The organism is Pontibacter deserti (genome assembly GCF_023630255.1).
GTDB lineage: Bacteria > Bacteroidota > Bacteroidia > Cytophagales > Hymenobacteraceae > Pontibacter > Pontibacter deserti.
This window is the reverse complement of the sequence record NZ_JALPRS010000001.1, coordinates 481,616-500,066: the sequence shown is the minus strand read 5'-3', so window position 1 is coordinate 500,066 and position 18,451 is coordinate 481,616. Positions and strand designations below refer to the sequence as shown.

At 43.9% G+C, this 18,451-nt stretch carries 13 protein-coding genes and 1 tRNA gene; 8 read left to right on the top strand and 6 right to left on the bottom strand.

The window, feature by feature from the left end:
- The first annotated feature begins 70 nt into the window (after positions 1-70).
- A tRNA-Arg gene (locus MJ612_RS02050) sits at positions 71-144 on the top strand.
- Between the two features lie 259 nt (positions 145-403).
- Here the strand turns inward: MJ612_RS02050 and MJ612_RS02045 are convergent.
- On the bottom strand, positions 404-1,483 hold the full coding sequence (locus MJ612_RS02045) for a sensor histidine kinase (RefSeq protein WP_187028967.1): 1,080 nt from the start codon (positions 1,481-1,483) through the stop codon (positions 404-406).
- 394 nt (positions 1,484-1,877) lie between these two features.
- On the opposite strand from MJ612_RS02045, the gene MJ612_RS02040 reads away from it, so the two are divergent.
- Genes MJ612_RS02040 through MJ612_RS02020 form a run of 5 tightly spaced genes read left to right on the top strand, consistent with a single transcriptional unit; the run spans position 1,878 to position 5,935 of the window.
- The gene (locus tag MJ612_RS02040) at positions 1,878-2,750 is read left to right on the top strand and encodes an STAS domain-containing protein (RefSeq protein ID WP_187028964.1); all 873 of its coding nucleotides are present in this window, start codon (positions 1,878-1,880) and stop codon (positions 2,748-2,750) included.
- A gap of 4 nt (positions 2,751-2,754) precedes the next feature.
- A complete protein-coding gene (locus MJ612_RS02035) occupies positions 2,755-3,168 on the top strand; it encodes an STAS domain-containing protein (RefSeq protein ID WP_187028962.1) in 414 nt (137 codons plus the stop codon).
- Positions 3,161-3,565 (top strand): anti-sigma regulatory factor, encoded by a 405-nt coding sequence (locus tag MJ612_RS02030; protein WP_187030692.1) that lies wholly within the window; start codon positions 3,161-3,163, stop codon positions 3,563-3,565. Before MJ612_RS02035 ends, MJ612_RS02030 begins: the two co-directional genes overlap by 8 nt.
- Positions 3,555-4,586, top strand: coding sequence for an ATP-binding protein (locus MJ612_RS02025; protein ID WP_187028960.1), 1,032 nt, complete (start codon positions 3,555-3,557; stop codon positions 4,584-4,586). The genes MJ612_RS02030 and MJ612_RS02025 overlap by 11 nt, the downstream gene beginning before the upstream one ends.
- Before the next feature lie 5 nt (positions 4,587-4,591).
- Positions 4,592-5,935, top strand: coding sequence for a sensor histidine kinase (locus MJ612_RS02020; protein ID WP_187028958.1), 1,344 nt, complete (start codon positions 4,592-4,594; stop codon positions 5,933-5,935).
- Between the two features lie 75 nt (positions 5,936-6,010).
- Here the strand turns inward: MJ612_RS02020 and MJ612_RS02015 are convergent, their stop codons facing one another.
- The 3 genes from MJ612_RS02015 to MJ612_RS02005 form a co-directional block, all read right to left on the bottom strand.
- Positions 6,011-6,427 carry a response regulator gene (locus MJ612_RS02015; protein ID WP_187028956.1) on the bottom strand — a complete coding sequence of 139 codons (417 nt, stop codon included), beginning with the start codon at positions 6,425-6,427 and terminating at the stop codon, positions 6,011-6,013.
- Between the two features lie 196 nt (positions 6,428-6,623).
- A complete protein-coding gene (locus MJ612_RS02010) occupies positions 6,624-7,754 on the bottom strand; it encodes a PepSY-associated TM helix domain-containing protein (RefSeq protein WP_187028954.1) in 1,131 nt (376 codons plus the stop codon).
- Positions 7,755-7,828: 74 nt separating this feature from the next.
- Positions 7,829-10,240: a TonB-dependent receptor gene (locus tag MJ612_RS02005; protein ID WP_187028952.1), complete on the bottom strand. Its 2,412-nt coding sequence runs from the start codon at positions 10,238-10,240 to the stop codon at positions 7,829-7,831.
- Positions 10,241-10,445: 205 nt separating this feature from the next.
- Here MJ612_RS02005 and MJ612_RS02000 point away from each other — a divergent pair, with 205 nt between their 5' ends.
- The gene (locus MJ612_RS02000) at positions 10,446-10,742 is read left to right on the top strand and encodes a sll1863 family stress response protein (RefSeq protein ID WP_187028950.1); all 297 of its coding nucleotides are present in this window, start codon (positions 10,446-10,448) and stop codon (positions 10,740-10,742) included.
- 52 nt (positions 10,743-10,794) lie between these two features.
- Here MJ612_RS02000 and paaN read toward each other — a convergent pair whose 3' ends face one another.
- Positions 10,795-12,468 carry a phenylacetic acid degradation protein PaaN gene (paaN, locus tag MJ612_RS01995; protein ID WP_187028948.1) on the bottom strand — a complete coding sequence of 558 codons (1,674 nt, stop codon included), beginning with the start codon at positions 12,466-12,468 and terminating at the stop codon, positions 10,795-10,797.
- Between the two features lie 185 nt (positions 12,469-12,653).
- Between paaN and MJ612_RS01990 the strand changes: the two genes are divergently transcribed.
- A complete protein-coding gene (locus tag MJ612_RS01990) occupies positions 12,654-15,971 on the top strand; it encodes a S8 family serine peptidase (RefSeq protein ID WP_187028946.1) in 3,318 nt (1,105 codons plus the stop codon).
- 163 nt (positions 15,972-16,134) lie between these two features.
- Here MJ612_RS01990 and MJ612_RS01985 read toward each other — a convergent pair whose 3' ends face one another.
- The gene (locus tag MJ612_RS01985) at positions 16,135-18,414 is read right to left on the bottom strand and encodes an aconitate hydratase (protein ID WP_187028944.1); all 2,280 of its coding nucleotides are present in this window, start codon (positions 18,412-18,414) and stop codon (positions 16,135-16,137) included.
- Positions 18,415-18,451 lie beyond the last annotated feature (37 nt).

Here is an 18,451-nt window from a genome sequence, read left to right as displayed (position 1 = left end):
AACTATCTTATACATTTTTACAGGGAAAGTTTCCTTTTATCTGCAATGTTTCTATTTTTGCACACATCCTGCACCCGTAGTTCAACTGGATAGAATATCGGATTTCGGCTCCGAGGGTTAGGGGTTCGAATCCTCTCGGGTGCACAGTTCCTAAAAGTAAACGCTGGCTATTAAAATAATAGCCAGCGTTTTACATTTTAAACCATATCTCATAATCAAACATCTCTACCATTTGTTTACTTAAAAGGAATCGTTGTTTGATCAAAAAACGATTCATATCTTTTCGAAAAATTATATCAGTTGCGGAATTATCACAACTTCCCTCTATACTTTCTGCTATGCCATCATCAATCCCTACTGATGTTTCTTTCCATGCTTTGAATATTTCCCCAATCTTTTAGCATTACAGTGATCGGAAATATACTTTAAAGGCTGTTCCTTCACCTACCTTGCTTTCCACCTTAATCTTACCGCCCATACTCTCCACCATGCTTTTAACAATGAACAGTCCAACGCCAGTGCCCTCTACCGTATCATGCAATCTGCTGTAACGGTCAAATACTGATTCCAGCTTATCTTCGGCTATACCCATACCCTTGTCGCTCACGGTGAGCAGTATGTCATCCCCTGATTTTTCTGTCTGGATGTTTATCTCAGGATTGCTATCTGGCTTGCTGTATTTGATAGCGTTTGAGAGCAGGTTGTAGACAATACTTCTCACATTCTTTCGGGAAAAGTTAACCTCTGCTTCGTCAATTTGGGTGCTGATCTGAGCGTTAGATTCTTCGATCTTATCTCTGAGGGCAAGCTTTGCATCCTCGATCACGTTTTCGAAGTTCACTCGCTCAGGCTCCCTTGCAAATGCTTTGTCATTATCGATGTCGGCAAGTTCGTCAACGGTCTTGCGCAGGTTGTCTACAGACTGGCTCAACATGTCTATAATTTGCTTATATTCTTGTTCACTCTTCAGGGTTCCTTTCAATATTTTGATCAAGCCTTCCATGTTGGAAAGCGGCCCTTTTATGTCGTGTGAAATAGAGTGAATGATGTTCTCATAATCTCTGTGTAGTTTCTCGTACCCTTTCAGGATCTGGATGCGGTCGTTGATGTCGATGAAGGTAATGATGACACCATTCGTCCTGTTCTCCTTCTTTATAATATAAGGAAGGATATTCATCTGATACCACTTTTTATCGGTTGTCTGGATCTCCTTCTCCAAACTCTGGCTGCCCTCGATTACTTCGTGGATGTTGTCAATGATGGTAGGGAAGCGGATGTTGTTGGATACCTCTTCTATGTGCCTTCCCACATCGCTGGCGGAAAGTTTAAAGTGTGTCATGGCAGCAGGCGTGAACTTGCGCAGGATCATATTGGCATCCACAAATAGCTGCGGTATGATGGTGTTGTTGAAATAGTTCTCCAGTTCATCATTCAACTCAATCAGCTTTTCAAGTTTGCCGTTCTTTTTAGATAATTCTTTCATTCATGAAGACTTTTAGAGTTGCTTTCTCTAAAGATAGTTAAAAAATAGAGGGATTTACTCCATAGTGTTTACTATGTTGGTTTACTACGGTTCAATCTAAAAACTGGCAGAGTAGTTTTGTATTCAAAATAATCTGATTGGAATAATACCTTTGTGGTGGATGCATTAGTTTAGTATAGAAACTTACTGATTTTCTGTGCTGCGGAAAAGATTTCATAACTGCTTATAGAATAGCGAACACATTACTAAAATTGATTTTCAAGCGAAGGAGCAGAAGCTGTCAAGTCAGCAGTATTATTTAGGTTAATTGTGAGGCTTAATTTATAATGATATCTTCGTGCCTATTATTTCTTACACTGTCGTAAACGTAATACACGCTTAAGCTATCAATAATATGAACCAAACAGCACAGCTGCTCAAGAAGAGAAAAGACACAATACTTGAAAAGTGGATAGAAAACCAATTAACAGATGAGTCGCTTCGCGAAGATCTTATAACAAATGATGATCTGCGCCGCCAGTCAGAAGAACTGCTAAATGGTATACTTACTGCTGTCGAAAAAGGAAACTATACCGATATCTATTCAGGCGAATTTGAGCAGGTTACTGATATTTTAAGCGATATCTCCGTAACACGTGCCCGCCAGGGTTTTACACCGCGCGAAACAACCACCTACGTACTTAGCTTAAAACAAGCTCTGACTGATGTGCTGGAGCAAGAGCTGCGCGACCAGCCTGAGATTCTGTACAAAGAGATGCTGCAGATAACAAAACTGCTTGATAGCCTGAGCATTTATACTTTCGAAACGTACCTGAGAGGCCGCGAGGAAGTTATACTTCGCCAAACAGACGAAATCAACGAAATCTCAACGCCAGTTATCCGTGTTTGGGATGGTATACTTGCCCTACCTATTATTGGTACGCTTGACAGCTCCCGTACGCAGATTGTGATGGAAAACCTGCTTCAGGAAATTGTAAACACAGGCAGTAACATAGCTATACTTGACATTTCGGGTGTACCTGCAGTAGACTCCCTGGTAGCTCAGCACCTGATCAAAACTGTTAGCGCCACACGCCTGATGGGTGCAGAATGTATCATCAGCGGTATCCGTGCCGAAATTGCTCAAACTATTGTTCACCTGGGCATCGACCTTTCCAATATCAAAACCAAAGCATCCCTGGCCAGCGCATTACAATTAGCATTCAGCATGCTTGCCCTGGAAGTAAAGAAGAAGAACGTAGGTACACAAACCAAATTGATCAGATAATACCATGGACAGGATTCCAATATTAAAAATGGGGCCTTTCCTGTTGGTTACAATTCAGGTTGACCTATACGACAGACTTGCACTTAGTTTAGAGAATGACCTGATTACGATGGTAAGTAACACAGGTGCCCGCGGAGTGTTGATCGATATTTCTGCCGTAAACATCGTAGACTCCTTTATGGGGCGTATCCTGGGTAATATTGCCTCTATGTCGCGTATTATGGATGCCGAAACAGTGGTAGTGGGGATGCAACCTGCTGTTGCTATTACACTGGTAGAGCTTGGCCTTACTTTACAAGGGGTACACACTGCCCTTAACGTAGAAAAAGGTATGGATCTGCTTTATGATAAAACTGACTTGTTAACAACTCAACAACAAGAAGAAAACGAAGAGGAACTGGATGATTACAATGACTAAAGACACGATGCAGATCGTGCGTGAGCAGGACGTTGTACCATTCCGGAACCGGGTGCGTGAGCTGAGCACAAAAATAGGGATGAGCCTGGTAAACCAGACCAAACTTATTACAGCTGCCAGCGAACTTGTCCGGAACATGCTAAAGTACGCCAATGGCGGAAAAATAATTCTTGAAATAATAAGCAAAAGCGGCCAAAGTGGCGTAAGATTAACTTTTATAGACGAAGGCCCCGGCATAGAAAATATAGCACAAGCTATGCAGGATGGGTTTTCGACCGGCAGGAGCCTTGGTTTAGGCCTGCCGGGTGCCAAGCGCCTTGTAAACGAATTTGATATCAAAAGTGTGGTAGGCGCAGGCACAACAGTTACTGTTACACACTGGAAGCATGGACGTTAAGCATTATCAGCGGTTTCTGCTGGCAGATAGAAGCTTCGCTAATATTGTAAAAAGAGATATTACCCGCCTGGCCGAGAGCCACGGTTTTTCTCCCGCAGAAGTAGGACGCATCAATATCGTGGTGTCTGAGATGGCATCGAACCTGCATAAGCATTCTCCGCAAGGTGGCGAACTTCTTGTAAAATACACGGAAGATAATGCGATAGAAATACTATGCCTGGACTTTGGCCCGGGCATGAAAGAACCACATCGGATGATGCAGGATGGTACTTCCACTACTGGCACTGCCGGCGAAGGGTTAGGTGCCATTATGCGCCAGTCGCATACTTTTGATATGTTTTCCTGTGCCGGATGTGGTACTGTGTTGCTCTCCCGCATTTATAAAGGAAGCACTTCAGCTCCTAAAAAAAATGTTCCTTTCGAAATTGGGGCCCTGTTGGTGCCAAAGCCTAATGAGCAATTTTGTGGTGATGGTTTTGCCATGAGCATACAAGGCCGGAGCTGCGAATTTATTGCCCTGGATGGATTAGGACATGGAGCTGCAGCACAAGATGCGAGCACTGAAGCCGCAAGAGTTTTCCTGAATAACCACTCTCTGGACCCGGTCAGTAACCTACGGCAAATACATCAGGCTATCCGGAAAACACGGGGAGCTGTAGGCACTATAGTTCATATAGATTTAGGTCTGAAAAGAATGAGCTACTGCGGCATTGGCAACATTGCAGGCAGGCTTTACACCATTGATGGCCCGGGTATAGTTAATGCGTCCAGTAAAAGCATTATTGCATATAATGGTATACTTGGTCATAACATTCCCACCACTCTTAATTCGCAGCAACAGGAATGGAACAAATCCAGCTTGCTTATCCTTCATTCAGATGGAATTAAGTCGAGATACGACCTGAGTAAGTACACCAACCTGCACCGCCACGACGTAAGTATAATTGCAGCTGTACTTTACCGCGACTTCCGCAGAGATACCGATGATTCTCTGGTAGTAGTAGTACGTTCCAAATCCTGACCTTTATGCTGATAAACATCCTTAAAATTAATATTACAAATGAGCTGGATGTAGTGCTGGCTTATAAGCGGGCAAAACAGCTTTCTGATAAACTGGGGATTACCATCGGCAACCAGACTAAGTTTGCTACAGCTGTTTCAGAGATCTGCCGCAACATGGTAGAACATGTAGGGAACGGTAATATTCAGTTTAACCTGGTTGAAATAAATGGTGTAAAATTTATTGAAGCCATCGTAAGTGATCGTGGCCGGGGTTTGGGTAACATAGATTACCTGTTAAACCGGAATATCGGGGCTTCTAATACAAAAGGTACAGGACTAATACATTCCCGTAAGCTTGTTGATTATTTTAACGTTGTAAGCGAGTTTGAAAAAGGTACCAAAGTAATACTGCGCCAGCGTCTGCCACACCACGCTCCTATCGTAACTAAAACCATTGCAGATACCTGGATGATGGAGTTTGATATGGACAGTGTATCACCATATGCTGAGATCAAACGCCAGAACATGCAGCTACTGGAAGTGCTGGAACAGCTCCGTGACCGTAACGAAGTGGCCGAACAACAACTACAGGAAATCAGCCGCCTGAATGAGAAGCTACAGCAGACCAATAATGATATCCAAGGATTGTTGCGTGAGCGTGAGGAGCAGAATTTAAAGCTACAACACATAAACGAAGAACTGGATACATTTGCACATACTGTTTCTCATGACCTGAGGGCTCCGTTACAAAATATTGAAGGGCTGGCCCGGGCACTGGAAGATTGTGTTTATGCAGGAAAAACAGAAGAAGCCAAAGAATTCTTCCCGATGCTGCACCAGCAAACTGCCCGCATGGATAAGTTTATTATGAGTATACTTTCTTACTCCATTTCAGGGCGGCAAAACATTGTAAAATCTGAAATAGAAGTACGCCAGCTTGTAAGTGGCATAACCGAATTGCTCAGTATACCGGAGCATATAACTGTTATACTACCCGCCACACCATTAATTCTTGAAACAGAAACTATACTGCTGCACCAGGTATTCAGTAACCTGATCGGGAATGCAATTAAGTACCATGACCTTATAGTTAACGCCACCATAGAAGTAGCATACGAACTGAAAGGTGACTGGCTTTATTTTTCGTTACAGGATAATGGCCCAGGTATAGCGGCTGAATTGCAGAATGAAATTTTCAATATGTATTATACAGGTGGTGCCAGGAACTCGGGTACAGGCTTAGGTTTATCTATTGCTAAGAAAATTGTTTCAGGTAAGGGAGGCAAAATCTGGGTTGAGTCTGAAGGGCGCGGTGCACGTTTTGTGTTTACCTGGCCGGCTGCCGAAATCAAAGCAGAACAAGTATAAACTTTATACCTGCTGCAAATTAAAAAGCGCCTGCTAGTTTTAAAGTAGCAGGCGCTTTTGGTTATTAAGCTATACTTATCGGTTTGAGAAGAACTGTTGCAGCACTTCCTGCACATCGTGTTTTGTTAGCGTTTTTGAGTAATGCTTCTTTACACGGTTGTAGTTCTTGAGGCGCTCCAAGTCATAAAAACTTGCCGAAGAAGTCAGCATCATTATGATCACATGATCTTTTGAGTCCAGGTTACGTTGCTGGTATTCATCTAAAAAGGAGAAGCCATCCATGACAGGCATCTTTATATCCAGGAATATCAGGTCCGGGCAAATTTTATCAGATGTATTGTTTTCTGCACAGGCTTCGCTCAGGTACTCAATTGCATCTTTACCGTTGTTGTATACCAAAATTTCCTTAGCTACCTGCATTTCCTCCAGCAGTCGCTTGTTCAGGAAATTTGTAGTATCATCATCATCAATCAGCAGTATCAGATCAAGCATTTATGTAGTATCTGTTCTTTAGAGTGTAGTACTAATTACAAATATCAAATTAAGATTACCTATTTCAAAATAACTGCACTATATACAGCTAAATTCACAGGTATTTTTTGCACTAATTTTACAGAAATGGTAATAAGCCCCTTTTTCAGTACGGTTAGTTGCTTTACTATACTGATCAGCAGCTTTTGGGTTAGTTTTACTGTGTAGAAAAATTGCGGTGTAATACTTTATTTCGTTTGTTCTTCTTTTTACGTCCGCGCCAGATAATAATACCACTCACCCAAAGTATAGCCGGCATCAATCCGGTAAAAAACCAAAGTATACGTGTAAGCCACCCTCCTATTTCTCCGAAGTGTATCGGCACAAACCAGTTGCGCGTTAATTGGCGGCCTGCCGGGGATGTGTGAGGCTCATAGGCATAAAGCACTTTACCAGTGTATTGGTCGATGTACACCTGTGGTCTGTATTCTGGTCCTGCATCTACTTCAGCAGTATTCACTACCGAAAAGTATATCCTGTCGGCGCTGTCTTTTGGCATGATCAGATTACGCTTATAATACCCCGGATACATTTCGTCCATCATATCCAGCGTTTGTGCTATGGTTACCTCAGGTAGATCGGCTCTATAAGTTGATTTTATTTTGGTTACATCCGGTGTTGGTTCCTTGGTGCGGGTTACATAATCTACTACGGCCTGTACTTCTTCAGAAAAAGCAAAGTATACACCCGTTATACTTACCAGGAAAAGCGGGATGATAAAGTAAAAACCGAATACCTTGTGCACATCGTAATTCCGGCGTTTAAAACTGGCATTAGGCTTCAGGCGCAAACCATCTTTCAGTTGCTTCTTCTTATAAGGCAGCCATAAGTATAAGCCCGAAGATAACAACACTAGTACCAGTAGCAGCGAGCTTATACCTGTTACAATAGAACCCATTTCGCCAATTGTGAGCTCCCTGTGAATCTCCAGCACATCTTCCATTACACCGCGGCGCTTAGCCATTTCGCCTAAGTATAAACCGGTGGCACCATCGTAAAAGATAAACTCTTTTTTGCCATCTATCTTAACAATGTAATTCTCCAGCTCACGTAGCGGAAAAAAAATATTGGATACTTTACCATCAAATTGCTTTTCTGCTGTCTTAACTATACTTCTGGCATCAACTATTTTAGCACCCTGATTTGAGCTTTGGTAGAGGTCGGCGTACAAAAGTGCTGTTAGCTCCGGCTGAAAAACATATACAGAACCAGTAATGCCAACTACCGAAAGTATAGCTCCGGCGGTAAGGCCAACCCAGAGGTGTAGTTGCAGAATCAGTTTTCTCATGAGGTCGTAAAACAAACCGGCGGCCCAACCGAAGCTGCGCCGCCAGATTTTAGCAAAACTATAGTTTATTCAGGTTAAAAGCGAACGCCTATTGTACCCTGCACCGATATTGGCGCACCCGGCATAATAGCAGTTGCTGACTGAGAACCATCGTAGTATTTCACGTTTGTCAGGTTCTTTACGTTAATGGCTGCATGATACTTCTGGTTGTCATAGTATACAGTAGCATCGTAACGGGTATAACCTGGTAGCCTGAAGCTGTCTGTAGCATCAACCGGACGGTCGCCGAAACTGGTAAAACCACCACCAATGCCTAATCCTTTCAAAGCACCATCCTGCAGCTCGTACGTTGTCCAAAGGCTGCCGCTGTGCTTGCTCACACCTCTGAATTGAGTACCTACCAGACCTTCCTTAACATCTTTTGTAATAATGGCATCCGTGTAACTATAAGTAGCAATTACATTCAGTCCGGTTACAACTTCGCCAGTTACGTCTGCTTCAAAACCTTCGCTACGCACTTCACCAACCTGCATTACAAGTCCGGCATATCTAGGGTCAGATTTAGCTCTTAAATCTTCCAAAGGCACATTTTGGCGAACGATGTTGAAGTATGCTGCTTTGATATTGACCTTGTCATTCAGTAATCCAGCCTTAAAGCCAGCTTCCATTAACTCGGACGTAACAGGTTTTAAAGACTCGCTGATGACAGCGGTACTATCCGCATTAAACCTGTCTGCCACTCTACCAACTTCCGGCTGGAAACCTCGTGACCAGTTACCATAAACTGAAAGCGGGCCAACCAGTTCGTAAAGTACTCCTACACGCGGGTTAAAAGCAGTATTACGCTGCGCTGTAGTTACCCCCGAGAAAGTATTTGTTTTCTTGTCCAACTTCTGGTTAACTTTTTCCAGATCCCAGATATCGTAACGGGCTCCCAGCAACACTTTAAGCTTCTGGCTTACCGACAGGAAGTCCTGAACATACACGCCGTACAGCTTTGTAATGTCGCGATAGTCATCCCCAAATTTAAGTTTTGTCGGTTTTGGTAAACGGCTGTATTGCGGTTTATAAATATCAAGCGTATCGTAAGCCCCACGGTTATACCAGATATCGAATGTAGAGTGTGCAAGTTCAACTCCTACTACTGTTTTGTGCTCAAAAGCCGCACCTGTTTTAAAGGTAGCATATAGCTCATTTTGTGTGGCATAGTTGCGCTCAAAATTATACTGGTCCTGTAAGCGACGAATTACCTTTCCATCAACATCCACAAAAACATCTTTCTCTATTTCTTTTTGCAACACACCTTGAGATTCTATAATTTTCCTTTCTTCTGATGAATAGGTAAAGTTAGAGGCATGGCGCAAACTGAAAATATCGTTGAAACGGTGTTGCAGGTTATACTGTACCAGTCGGTTCTGGTGTCTGCCTACGTTATCTGGCTCACCTATAGAACGATTAGTTGGCACATCAGCAATCACTTTATTAAAAGCAACTATACCTCTGTCCGATGCCTGGTCGTGGTCCAAGTATTCGGCTTCTACAGTAAGTGAGGTTCTGTCTGAGAAATCGTAAGTTAAGGCCGGAGCTACAAAAAAACGCTTGGTGCTTACAAAGTCGCGGTAGGTATCGCTCTTTTCAAACACAGCATTCATTCTATACTTCAGAGTTTTCTCTTCGTTCAGGGCGCCACCAAAATCTATAGCCGGACGGTACTGGCCAAAGCTGTTTGCTGTTAACTGTATATCCTGAAAAGTAAATGCTGTTGGTTTTTTGGTTGTGATATTCACCATACCACCCGGGTCGCTCACACCATATAATACCGATGCAGGGCCCTTCATTACTTCTAACTGCTGGATGTTGGCTGTTTCGCGGAAGGTACGCACGCTGTTACGGAAGCCATTCTTAAATATACTTTCGGTACTTGTTCTGAAGCCACGTATCTGGAAAATATCCGTACGGCCGCCAAAACCAGTCTCCATGGTTACACCACTCACGTTGCGCATAGCATCATCCAGCCGGATAACCTGCATCTGGTCCATAGCACGACGGGATATGATCTGTACCGACTGCGGAACCGACTTTAAGGGTGCTTCCATTTTAGTAGCCGTAGAGCCTATTGGCTGCACAAACTCGCCACTCTTGCTTGTAGTTACAACCACCTCGCTAAGGGCAGTAGCCGACGATGGCAGTAAAAAGTATTCTGTTATAGTTGAGCCACCTTTCACTTCTATACTTCGCTTAACGGTAGTATAACCAACACCTGAAGCCACTAAAGTATAACTACCCGGAGCAACAGATTTAATAACATATTTGCCTTCTTCGTCGGTGGTGGTGCCAAGTGTTGTGCCTTCCAGGGCTACACTTATACCTAATAAGGGTTCATTTCTTTCAGATACTATTCGTCCTTCAATTCGGCCGATGCTTTGTGCAAGTGCTAGTTGGGTAACGAACAGAAATAAGATTAGGGAAGCTAAACTCCGGGACATGATGTATACTTTATTCTTATTTAGATTAATTCTATTGTGCAGCAAAAGTAAGAAGCGAATTGGTAAGCACAAACCTTTATTTAGATTTTTTCTAAATAATAACAAAAGTCACTTTTTTAGATACTCAAGTGCCGGTTTTATATCCTTTTCAGCTCTTGGCAAGTATGTAGAAGATATACATCAACCAGAATAAAAAGCTATTTATATGGATACATATAACCTGAAGCCTGAACATATGCGTGCGCCAAACCACTTGACACGCGAAGAGATCCAGCAAAGCTTAGAGGAGTTGGATAGCAAAATTAAAACCCTGAGAGCAAAAGTAAACGCCACTACTGTAGACTCAAATCATACTTACCACGAGCACATAGCCGCACTTGAGAAGAAAAGAGAACTGATTGCCGAAAAGCTGAGTGATACTGAAGACACACAGGATAAGTGGCAGAACCTACGCAACGGATTGGATAATCTGAAGAACGATATTGAAAATCTATTCAAATAAAAAAAGCCCGGCTACTCTTCAGCAGTCGGGCTTTTTGATAGTTTATAGTTGCTTAGCCAACCACAGGCTCTCTGAAACCAACCCAGGTAAAGCGCTTAATTACAAATTCAGGGTTAGTGAACGATGCGTTACCAGCAGGATTGCCACCTGTTACATGGAAATCGGAGAAGCTGGCATTCTGGTTCACAAAAATACCTCCTGTCAGGTTAAAGCTAACCGGAGTACCAGCTAAGCTCATTTCATCCATAATCTTCTCTTTCACGACAGGATCTGTAGTATAAGCTCCGCATGAGATAGCGCCATGCTCGCGTGCCATGCTGCTGGCCAATTCTATACTTTGGTCAGTATCTTTTGTTTTGATGATCAGCATGATCGGCCCGAACAGTTCGCGGCTATAGCTTTCTTTATCGGCTGCATCTACTTCGTAAATAACCGGCGAGCAGGTACGCGCATTGGCAAACATCGGGTTGCTGAAATCGCAGGTTGTTAAAACCGCATTACCACCTATACTTGCTGCTTCTTTCACGCGGGCTGTAGTTGCCGGATTCTGGATAGCACCTAATATATGTGGACCAGCTTTCGGGTTGTTAACCAGTCCGGTTACGGCATCAGCAATTTTTTGAACCACTTCTTCGTAAGGTACCGTTTCGCCTCCTACTTTAATGCCATTCTCCGGAATAAAGAAATTTTGAGGAGCCGTACACATCTGCCCGGAGTATAAACTAACAGAGAACGCCAGGTTCTGCGCTACTTTATCCAGATCATCAACCGAATCAAGTATAATGGAGTTCACACCTGCTTTTTCTGTAAATACCGTCTTTCCTTTCAGGCTCTCGATGTAGTTACCGAATTCTGTACCGCCGGTATAGTCGATCAGTTTTACTTTAGGATGTTCTGCCAGTTCTTTTGTAATCAGTCTGTCTTCTGCATCAACAGCAAGCTGGCAGATATTTGGATTCAATCCGTTTTCAGCCAATACTTTCTGCACCTCAGCTACAACTATAGCGATTGGCAATACAGCTTTCGGATGTGGTTTTACAATAACCGGGTTGCCAGTAACAAGGCTTGCATACATGCCCGGCACAGTGTTCCAGGTCGGGAAGGTTGAGCAACCAATTACCAGTGCTACGCCCTTCGGTACAGCTTTCCAGGTTTTATTCAGCTTTAAGTTATACTTACCCATCGGCTTTTCCCACTCCGTACTTTCCGGGAAACGAGTCTGCTCTTCGTAACCTGAGGCAATGGCTTCCAGCGCACGATCAGCAGCGTGCGGGCCAGATGCCTGGAACGACATCATATAAGCCTGACCAGTTGTGTGCATGGTAGCATATGCAATTTCAAAGAAACGGCTCTTCATGCGTTCCAGGGTTTCTACAAGTATAGCAGCACGATCAGCGGGCTTTACTTTTCTCCACTGGTGGTAAGCTTCTTCAGCACGGGAAATAAGTGTTTCAGGTGAAAAGAACGGGTATTTTATTCCTAAAGCCTGCTGCTCATAAGGCGATTCTTCCTGCCCGGTCCAGCTTTCAGGATTTTCTTGTAGCAGTTCTTCGAACTTATTATTTAATCGTGATGTATATTTTTCACGGCCTTCTTTATCAGCATTCTCCCCATAAACATCTGGTGTCGGGTTTTCAGGGTAATGAGCAAAGAAAGTACGTTCATGCAGGGCACGTACGGCGGTATTAAGTGTTGCTTGGTGTTTATCTGCCAGATTTGTAGCCATAGTTTTTCTTATTATAATATTAAAATGTTCGGTTATGATCCAACTGTGGAAAGTTACGTAAAAAATTATAAACGTTAGGGTGTTGTTGGTATTTCGCCTTATATTTAAATGTGTTATCAGGCATAATGTTCCCTTACAGGTACTGATCAGTTTTTATTAACTTAAAAATTTAATTCTTGGTATAGATGTTTACCCCACTTAAGGCGCCCTTCCGCCAGGGATGGCTTGCGCTCACCCTGCTTCTGTTGGTTACAGCGCCTGTTATTGCACAGCAAATTAACGGCCATGGTTCGCGCACCAGGCCCTATACTGTTGTGTATAAACTAAAACCAGAGAATACTACTGCAGCCAGAACAGCCTCGTATAACACGTTACAACAGGCTTTACAAAAGGTTGGAGCCAAAGGTATTCACCCAAAGTTTCCGAATGCTCGCATTAAATCTGCAAAACTTCGCAATTCAGCTTCTACCGATATAACCCGGATCTACCAGGCAACTTATTCTTCTGAGCTAAGCTTTAAAGATGTACAACGCGCTTTAATGGCAACCGGTAACGTAGCTTATGTAGAGCCGTTATACCTGCGTGAACCATTTTATAGTACCTCCGACCCCCACTCCGACTCCACTAAAATCACTGCATATTACCTTAAACTAATTAAGGCTTACGGTGCCTGGGATATTCAGAAGGGCGACACTAATATAGTAATTGGCGTTGCTGACACCGGCTTCCGTACCGATCACATCGACCTGAAAAATAACATCAAGTATAACTACGCTGACCCGATAGATGGCACCGACAACGATGGAGACGGCTATACGGATAACTATGCGGGCTGGGATTTTGCAGATGGTGATAACAACGTACTGGACGATACCCGATACAAAAGTCATGGTATGGGCGTGGCAGGTGTGGCCGCTGCAACTCCTGATAATGCGATCGGTATGGCTGGGGTTGGTTTTAGAACGAAGTTACTCCCACTTAAAGTATTTTCTTCCAGAGATGGATCTTTTGGTGGTGGCTATGAGGCAGTAGTGTATGCCGCCGAAAAAGGATGTAAGATCATAAACTTATCGTGGGGTGGCGAAGGCTACTCGCAGTACGAGCAGGACATTATCAATTATGTAGTGCTCGAAAAGGATGTTGTGGTTGTGTCGGCAGCTGGTAACATCAAAAAACAGGCAAATTATTATCCTGCCTCCTATGCCAATGTATTGTCTGTTGCCGGTTCTGATAAATCTGATCTGAAGTATAAAGATTATACCTGGAGCCATTACGTAGACCTGATGGCACCAAGTATAGATATCTACTCTACCTCCGTAACTAATAATAATTCCTATACTTATAACTGGGGCAGTTCTTTCTCGTCGCCGATGGTAGCTGGCGCTGCTGCGCTTGTGCGGGCACAATTTCCGCAACTTAATGCCTTGCAGGTGATGGAGCGTATCCGTGTAACAACAGATAACATAAACAATCTGGCAGGTAATCAACCTTACCTCGATAAAATAGGTACCGGCCGGCTTAACATAAAAAAAGCACTAACACAAAACAATCTGGCTGCTGTACGTTGCACAGCTTTTACTATTAAAAATAACAGATCGGCACAGGCAGGCAGTACTGTTGCAATCGAGGCCGGTTTCTTAAACATCCTTGATCCGGTCAGCAACTTGGAAGTTACTTTATCTACTTCTTCACCATTTGTTACCATCGCAAACGAGCGCTTATCCTTAGGCAGCATGGCCACAATGGCAACTGCCAATAACCACACTGCCCCTTTTCAGGTCACCATCTCCCCGGATATACCTATAAACACTACAGTTGCTTTTAAACTCAGCTTTAACGCCGGCAACTACACCGATTACCAATACTTCGAGTTAGTTGTAAACCCGGATTACCATACCATGGATGCAAACAATGTACGCATCACCATAAACAGCAAGGGTAATTTAGGCTTTAATGGGTTGAACTTTGACCAAGGTGTGGGCATGCAATATAAAGGCAGCACCACATTGCTTTTTGAAGGCGGCTTAATGATTGGCACATCAGCTGCCCGGGTATCAGATAACCTGCGCAATGCAAACTGGCAGAACGATGGCGATTTTACTCCCATACGTTCTTCAAAAATATACTATGATACTCCTACTGCCACTCAGGAAGTACGCGGATTGCTCCAGGATATTTACCCATCTGCCTCCACGGTGGGTGTGGAAGTGAAACACCGAACCATGGCTTGGAACTCAGTTCCTGACAAAGATTATATTATACAGGAGTACTACATTAAGAACCTTACACCAGACACGCTGAGAAATTTATCATCAGCGTTGTTTGCTGACTGGGACGTAGGTGTATACTACCAGAATGCCGCCTCCTGGGACGATACCCGAAACCTGGGCTACGTGTATAATACGGTAGGTTCACAGCCGGTAGTAGGTATAAAATTACTTACTCCGGTTGCTCCTATCTATTATGCTATTGATAACGTGGGTGTTGCCGGAAGTATAGCAATAGAAGATGGGTTTACGAATGCGGAAAAGTATGCAATGCTAGCAGGAGGCGTGGCCCGTACAGAAGCAAAAGGCAACGGCAACGGCGATAATGTATCTCATGTGGTTGGAGGCATTATACCTAAACTTGCTCCCGGGGAAACTAAAGTAGTCTCCTTTGCTATACTTTCTGGGGATAACCTGACGGCCTTACAACAACACGCTGATGCTGCGCAACAAAAGTATATACAAATAAAGAGTGGCCCTCCCCCGGTAGCTGTACAGGATACAATTTGCATAGGCAGCGACTTTACCTGGACACCAACCGGAGGTACTAACTATAAATTTTATGCAGACCCTGAGAAGAAGACCTTACTTGCAACAGGCAGCGCTTATACCTTAAAGAACTTCACCGAGAATATTTCCATCTACGCTACAAACGTGGATTCCCTTTTTGAAAGTGCAGTGTCACAAGCGAGTTTATCGGTACCTCTGCCGCCAGCTGCTGATTTTGAAGCTGAAAGCGCGACATTGCATGCCAATACTCCGGTTAGATTTGTGAATAAAAGTATAAACGGAAAAAACTGGCGCTGGAACTTTGGCAATGGAGACATCTCTACTGATCAAAACCCGGTTTATACTTTTAAAACGCCAGGCAACTTTGATGTAAAATTAGAAATAACTGATCGTGCTGGTTGTGTAAGCGTTTCTAAAGTTAACTCCTATCTTGTACGGGAGCCATTGGCTACTGACAAAGCCGATATGTATGCGCAGCTAACAGATATTTACCCTAACCCAACTACAGGCTTAATACGCGTTAACTGGTCAGCGGATGTGAATGCCGGACCTGCACCGGAGATCTGGTTTAGCGATCAGGTGGGTCGCCAATTCAAATTGCCTGTTAAAAACGAGAGTACAAAAGAAATAGTGTTCGATTTTGCTGGGATCCCGAATGGCTTATACATTGCCCACTTCACCTATAAGGATACTAATTTTATTAAACGGATAGTAGTACTGCGTTAGGTAACAACTATAAAAAGAAGAGGCCTTGCTGTTTAGCAAGGCCTCTTCTTTTTATAGTTGTCTTAGGTCTTCATCTATGTGGAGAGCTCGAAAAGTATAAGGTATAAAATGAAAAAGGCCTCACCAGTAAGTGAGGCCTTTTGTTTATAGTCTAAAGTATAGCTTACGCGTTAGCGCTCTGCTTTTCTTTTAAACGGATCAGGTTAAGGGCAGAACCAGCTTTAAACCACTCGATCTGGCCTTCGTTGTATGTATGATTTACCTGGATCACATCTTTAGAACCATCTTTGTGGTTAAGTACCACTTTCAGTGGCTGACCTGGCGTAAAGTTCTCCAGACCTAGGATGTCGAAGGTGTCGTTCTCCTCGATCAGGTCGTAATCTGCTTTGTTAGCGAATGTAAGCGCCAGCATACCTTGCTTCTTCAGGTTAGTTTCGTGGATACGTGCAAAAGACTTCACAATAACCGCACGAACACCCAAGTGGCGTGGCTCCATAGCTGCATGCTCTCGAGATGAACCTTCACCATAGTTCTCATCACCAACTACAACGGTACCGATGCCAGCTGACTTATAAGTACGGGCAGTAGCCGGAACAGAGTCATAACCACGGGTCATGTCGTTGTATACTTTGTTAGCTTCGCCGTTAAAGCAGTTGATCGCACCGATCAGCATGTTGTTGGAGATGTTGTCCAGGTGACCGCGGTACTTCAACCAAGGTCCAGCCATAGAAATATGGTCGGTAGTACACTTACCTTGCGCCTTGATCAGAAGCTTCAGACCAGTCAGGTCAGTACCTTCCCATGGCTTAAAGCCTTCCAGTAACTGCAGACGGTCAGATTTTGGATCAACTACAACTTCTACACCACTGCCGTCTTCAGCTGGAGCTACATAACCTGCATCTTCTACAGCAAAACCGTTTACTGGTAACTCTATACCTTTAGGCTCATCCAGTTTTACCTGCTGGCCATCTTTGTTAGTTAAGGTATCAGTAAGCGGGTTGAAAGTCAGATCACCGGCAATAGCAAAAGCAGTTACGATCTCTGGTGATGCCACAAACGCGTGTGTGTTCGGGTTACCATCGTTACGTTTCGCGAAGTTACGGTTGAATGAGGTGATGATAGAGTTCTTACGAGTCGGATCATCAGTGTGACGGGCCCACTGGCCGATGCACGGACCGCAAGCGTTTGCCAATACAACACCACCCATCTGCGCAAATGTATCTAACAGACCATCGCGGGCTGTAGTATAGCGTACCATTTCAGAACCAGGCGTGATGGTAAACTCAGCCTGAGCAACCAGGTTCTTCGTTACCGCCTGCTCTGCTATAGATGCAGCGCGGGTAATATCTTCGTAAGATGAGTTGGTGCAAGATCCGATAAGACCTACTTCCAATTTAGCTGGCCAGCCGTGCTCTTTAACTACAGCAGCGAACTGAGAAATTGGCCAAGCTGCATCCGGAGTGAATGGTCCGTTTACGTGTGGTTCTAAAGTAGAAAGGTCTATCTCGATCAGTTGATCATAGAAAGAAGCCGGATCAGCGTATACTTCATCATCCGCACGCAGGTGCTCAGCAACTTCATCAGCCATCTGAACAACTTCTTCGCGGTTAGTAGAATTAAGATAAGTGCGCATGCTGTTGTCGTAAGCAAATACCGAAGTAGTTGCACCTATCTCAGCACCCATGTTACAGATTGTTGCCTTACCTGTACACGACATAGCTTCAGCGCCTTCGCCGAAGTACTCCACGATAGCACCCGTACCACCTTTTACAGTAAGTATACCAGCCACTTTCAGGATAACGTCTTTCGGAGATGTCCAGCCGTTCAGTTTACCTGTCAGCTTCACACCAATTACTTTCGGGAATTTAAGCTCCCAGGCCATACCAGCCATTACGTCCACAGCATCAGCACCACCAACACCGATCGCTACCATACCCAGACCACCGGCATTTGGTGTGTGTGAGTCTGTACCGATCATCATACCACCCGGGAAAGCATAGTTTTCTAATACTACCTGGTGAATGATACCTGCACCTGGTTTCCAGAAACCGATGCCATACTTGTTAGATACTGAAGCAAGGAAATCGTAAACTTCTTTGTTTTCGCTGTAAGCGTCTCTTAAATCTGAATCTGCACCATCGCGGGCCTGTATCAGGTGATCGCAGTGAACTGTAGACGGAACCGCTACAGTAGGCTTACCAGCCTGCATGAACTGAAGCAAGGCCATCTGTGCCGTGGCATCCTGCATTGCAACTCTGTCCGGAGCGAAATCCACGTAAGATTTTCCGCGCTCATAAGCCTGAGTTGCATTACCGTTATATAGGTGAGCGTACAGGATCTTTTCAGTCAGAGTCAGCGGTCTGCCAACTGTATTACGGGCAGCCGAAATGCGCTCACCCATACCGGCATAAACTGCCTTGATCATTCCTAAATCAAATGCCATAGTTTTGCTATTGTTAATGTATAAAATGCTTCTTTTC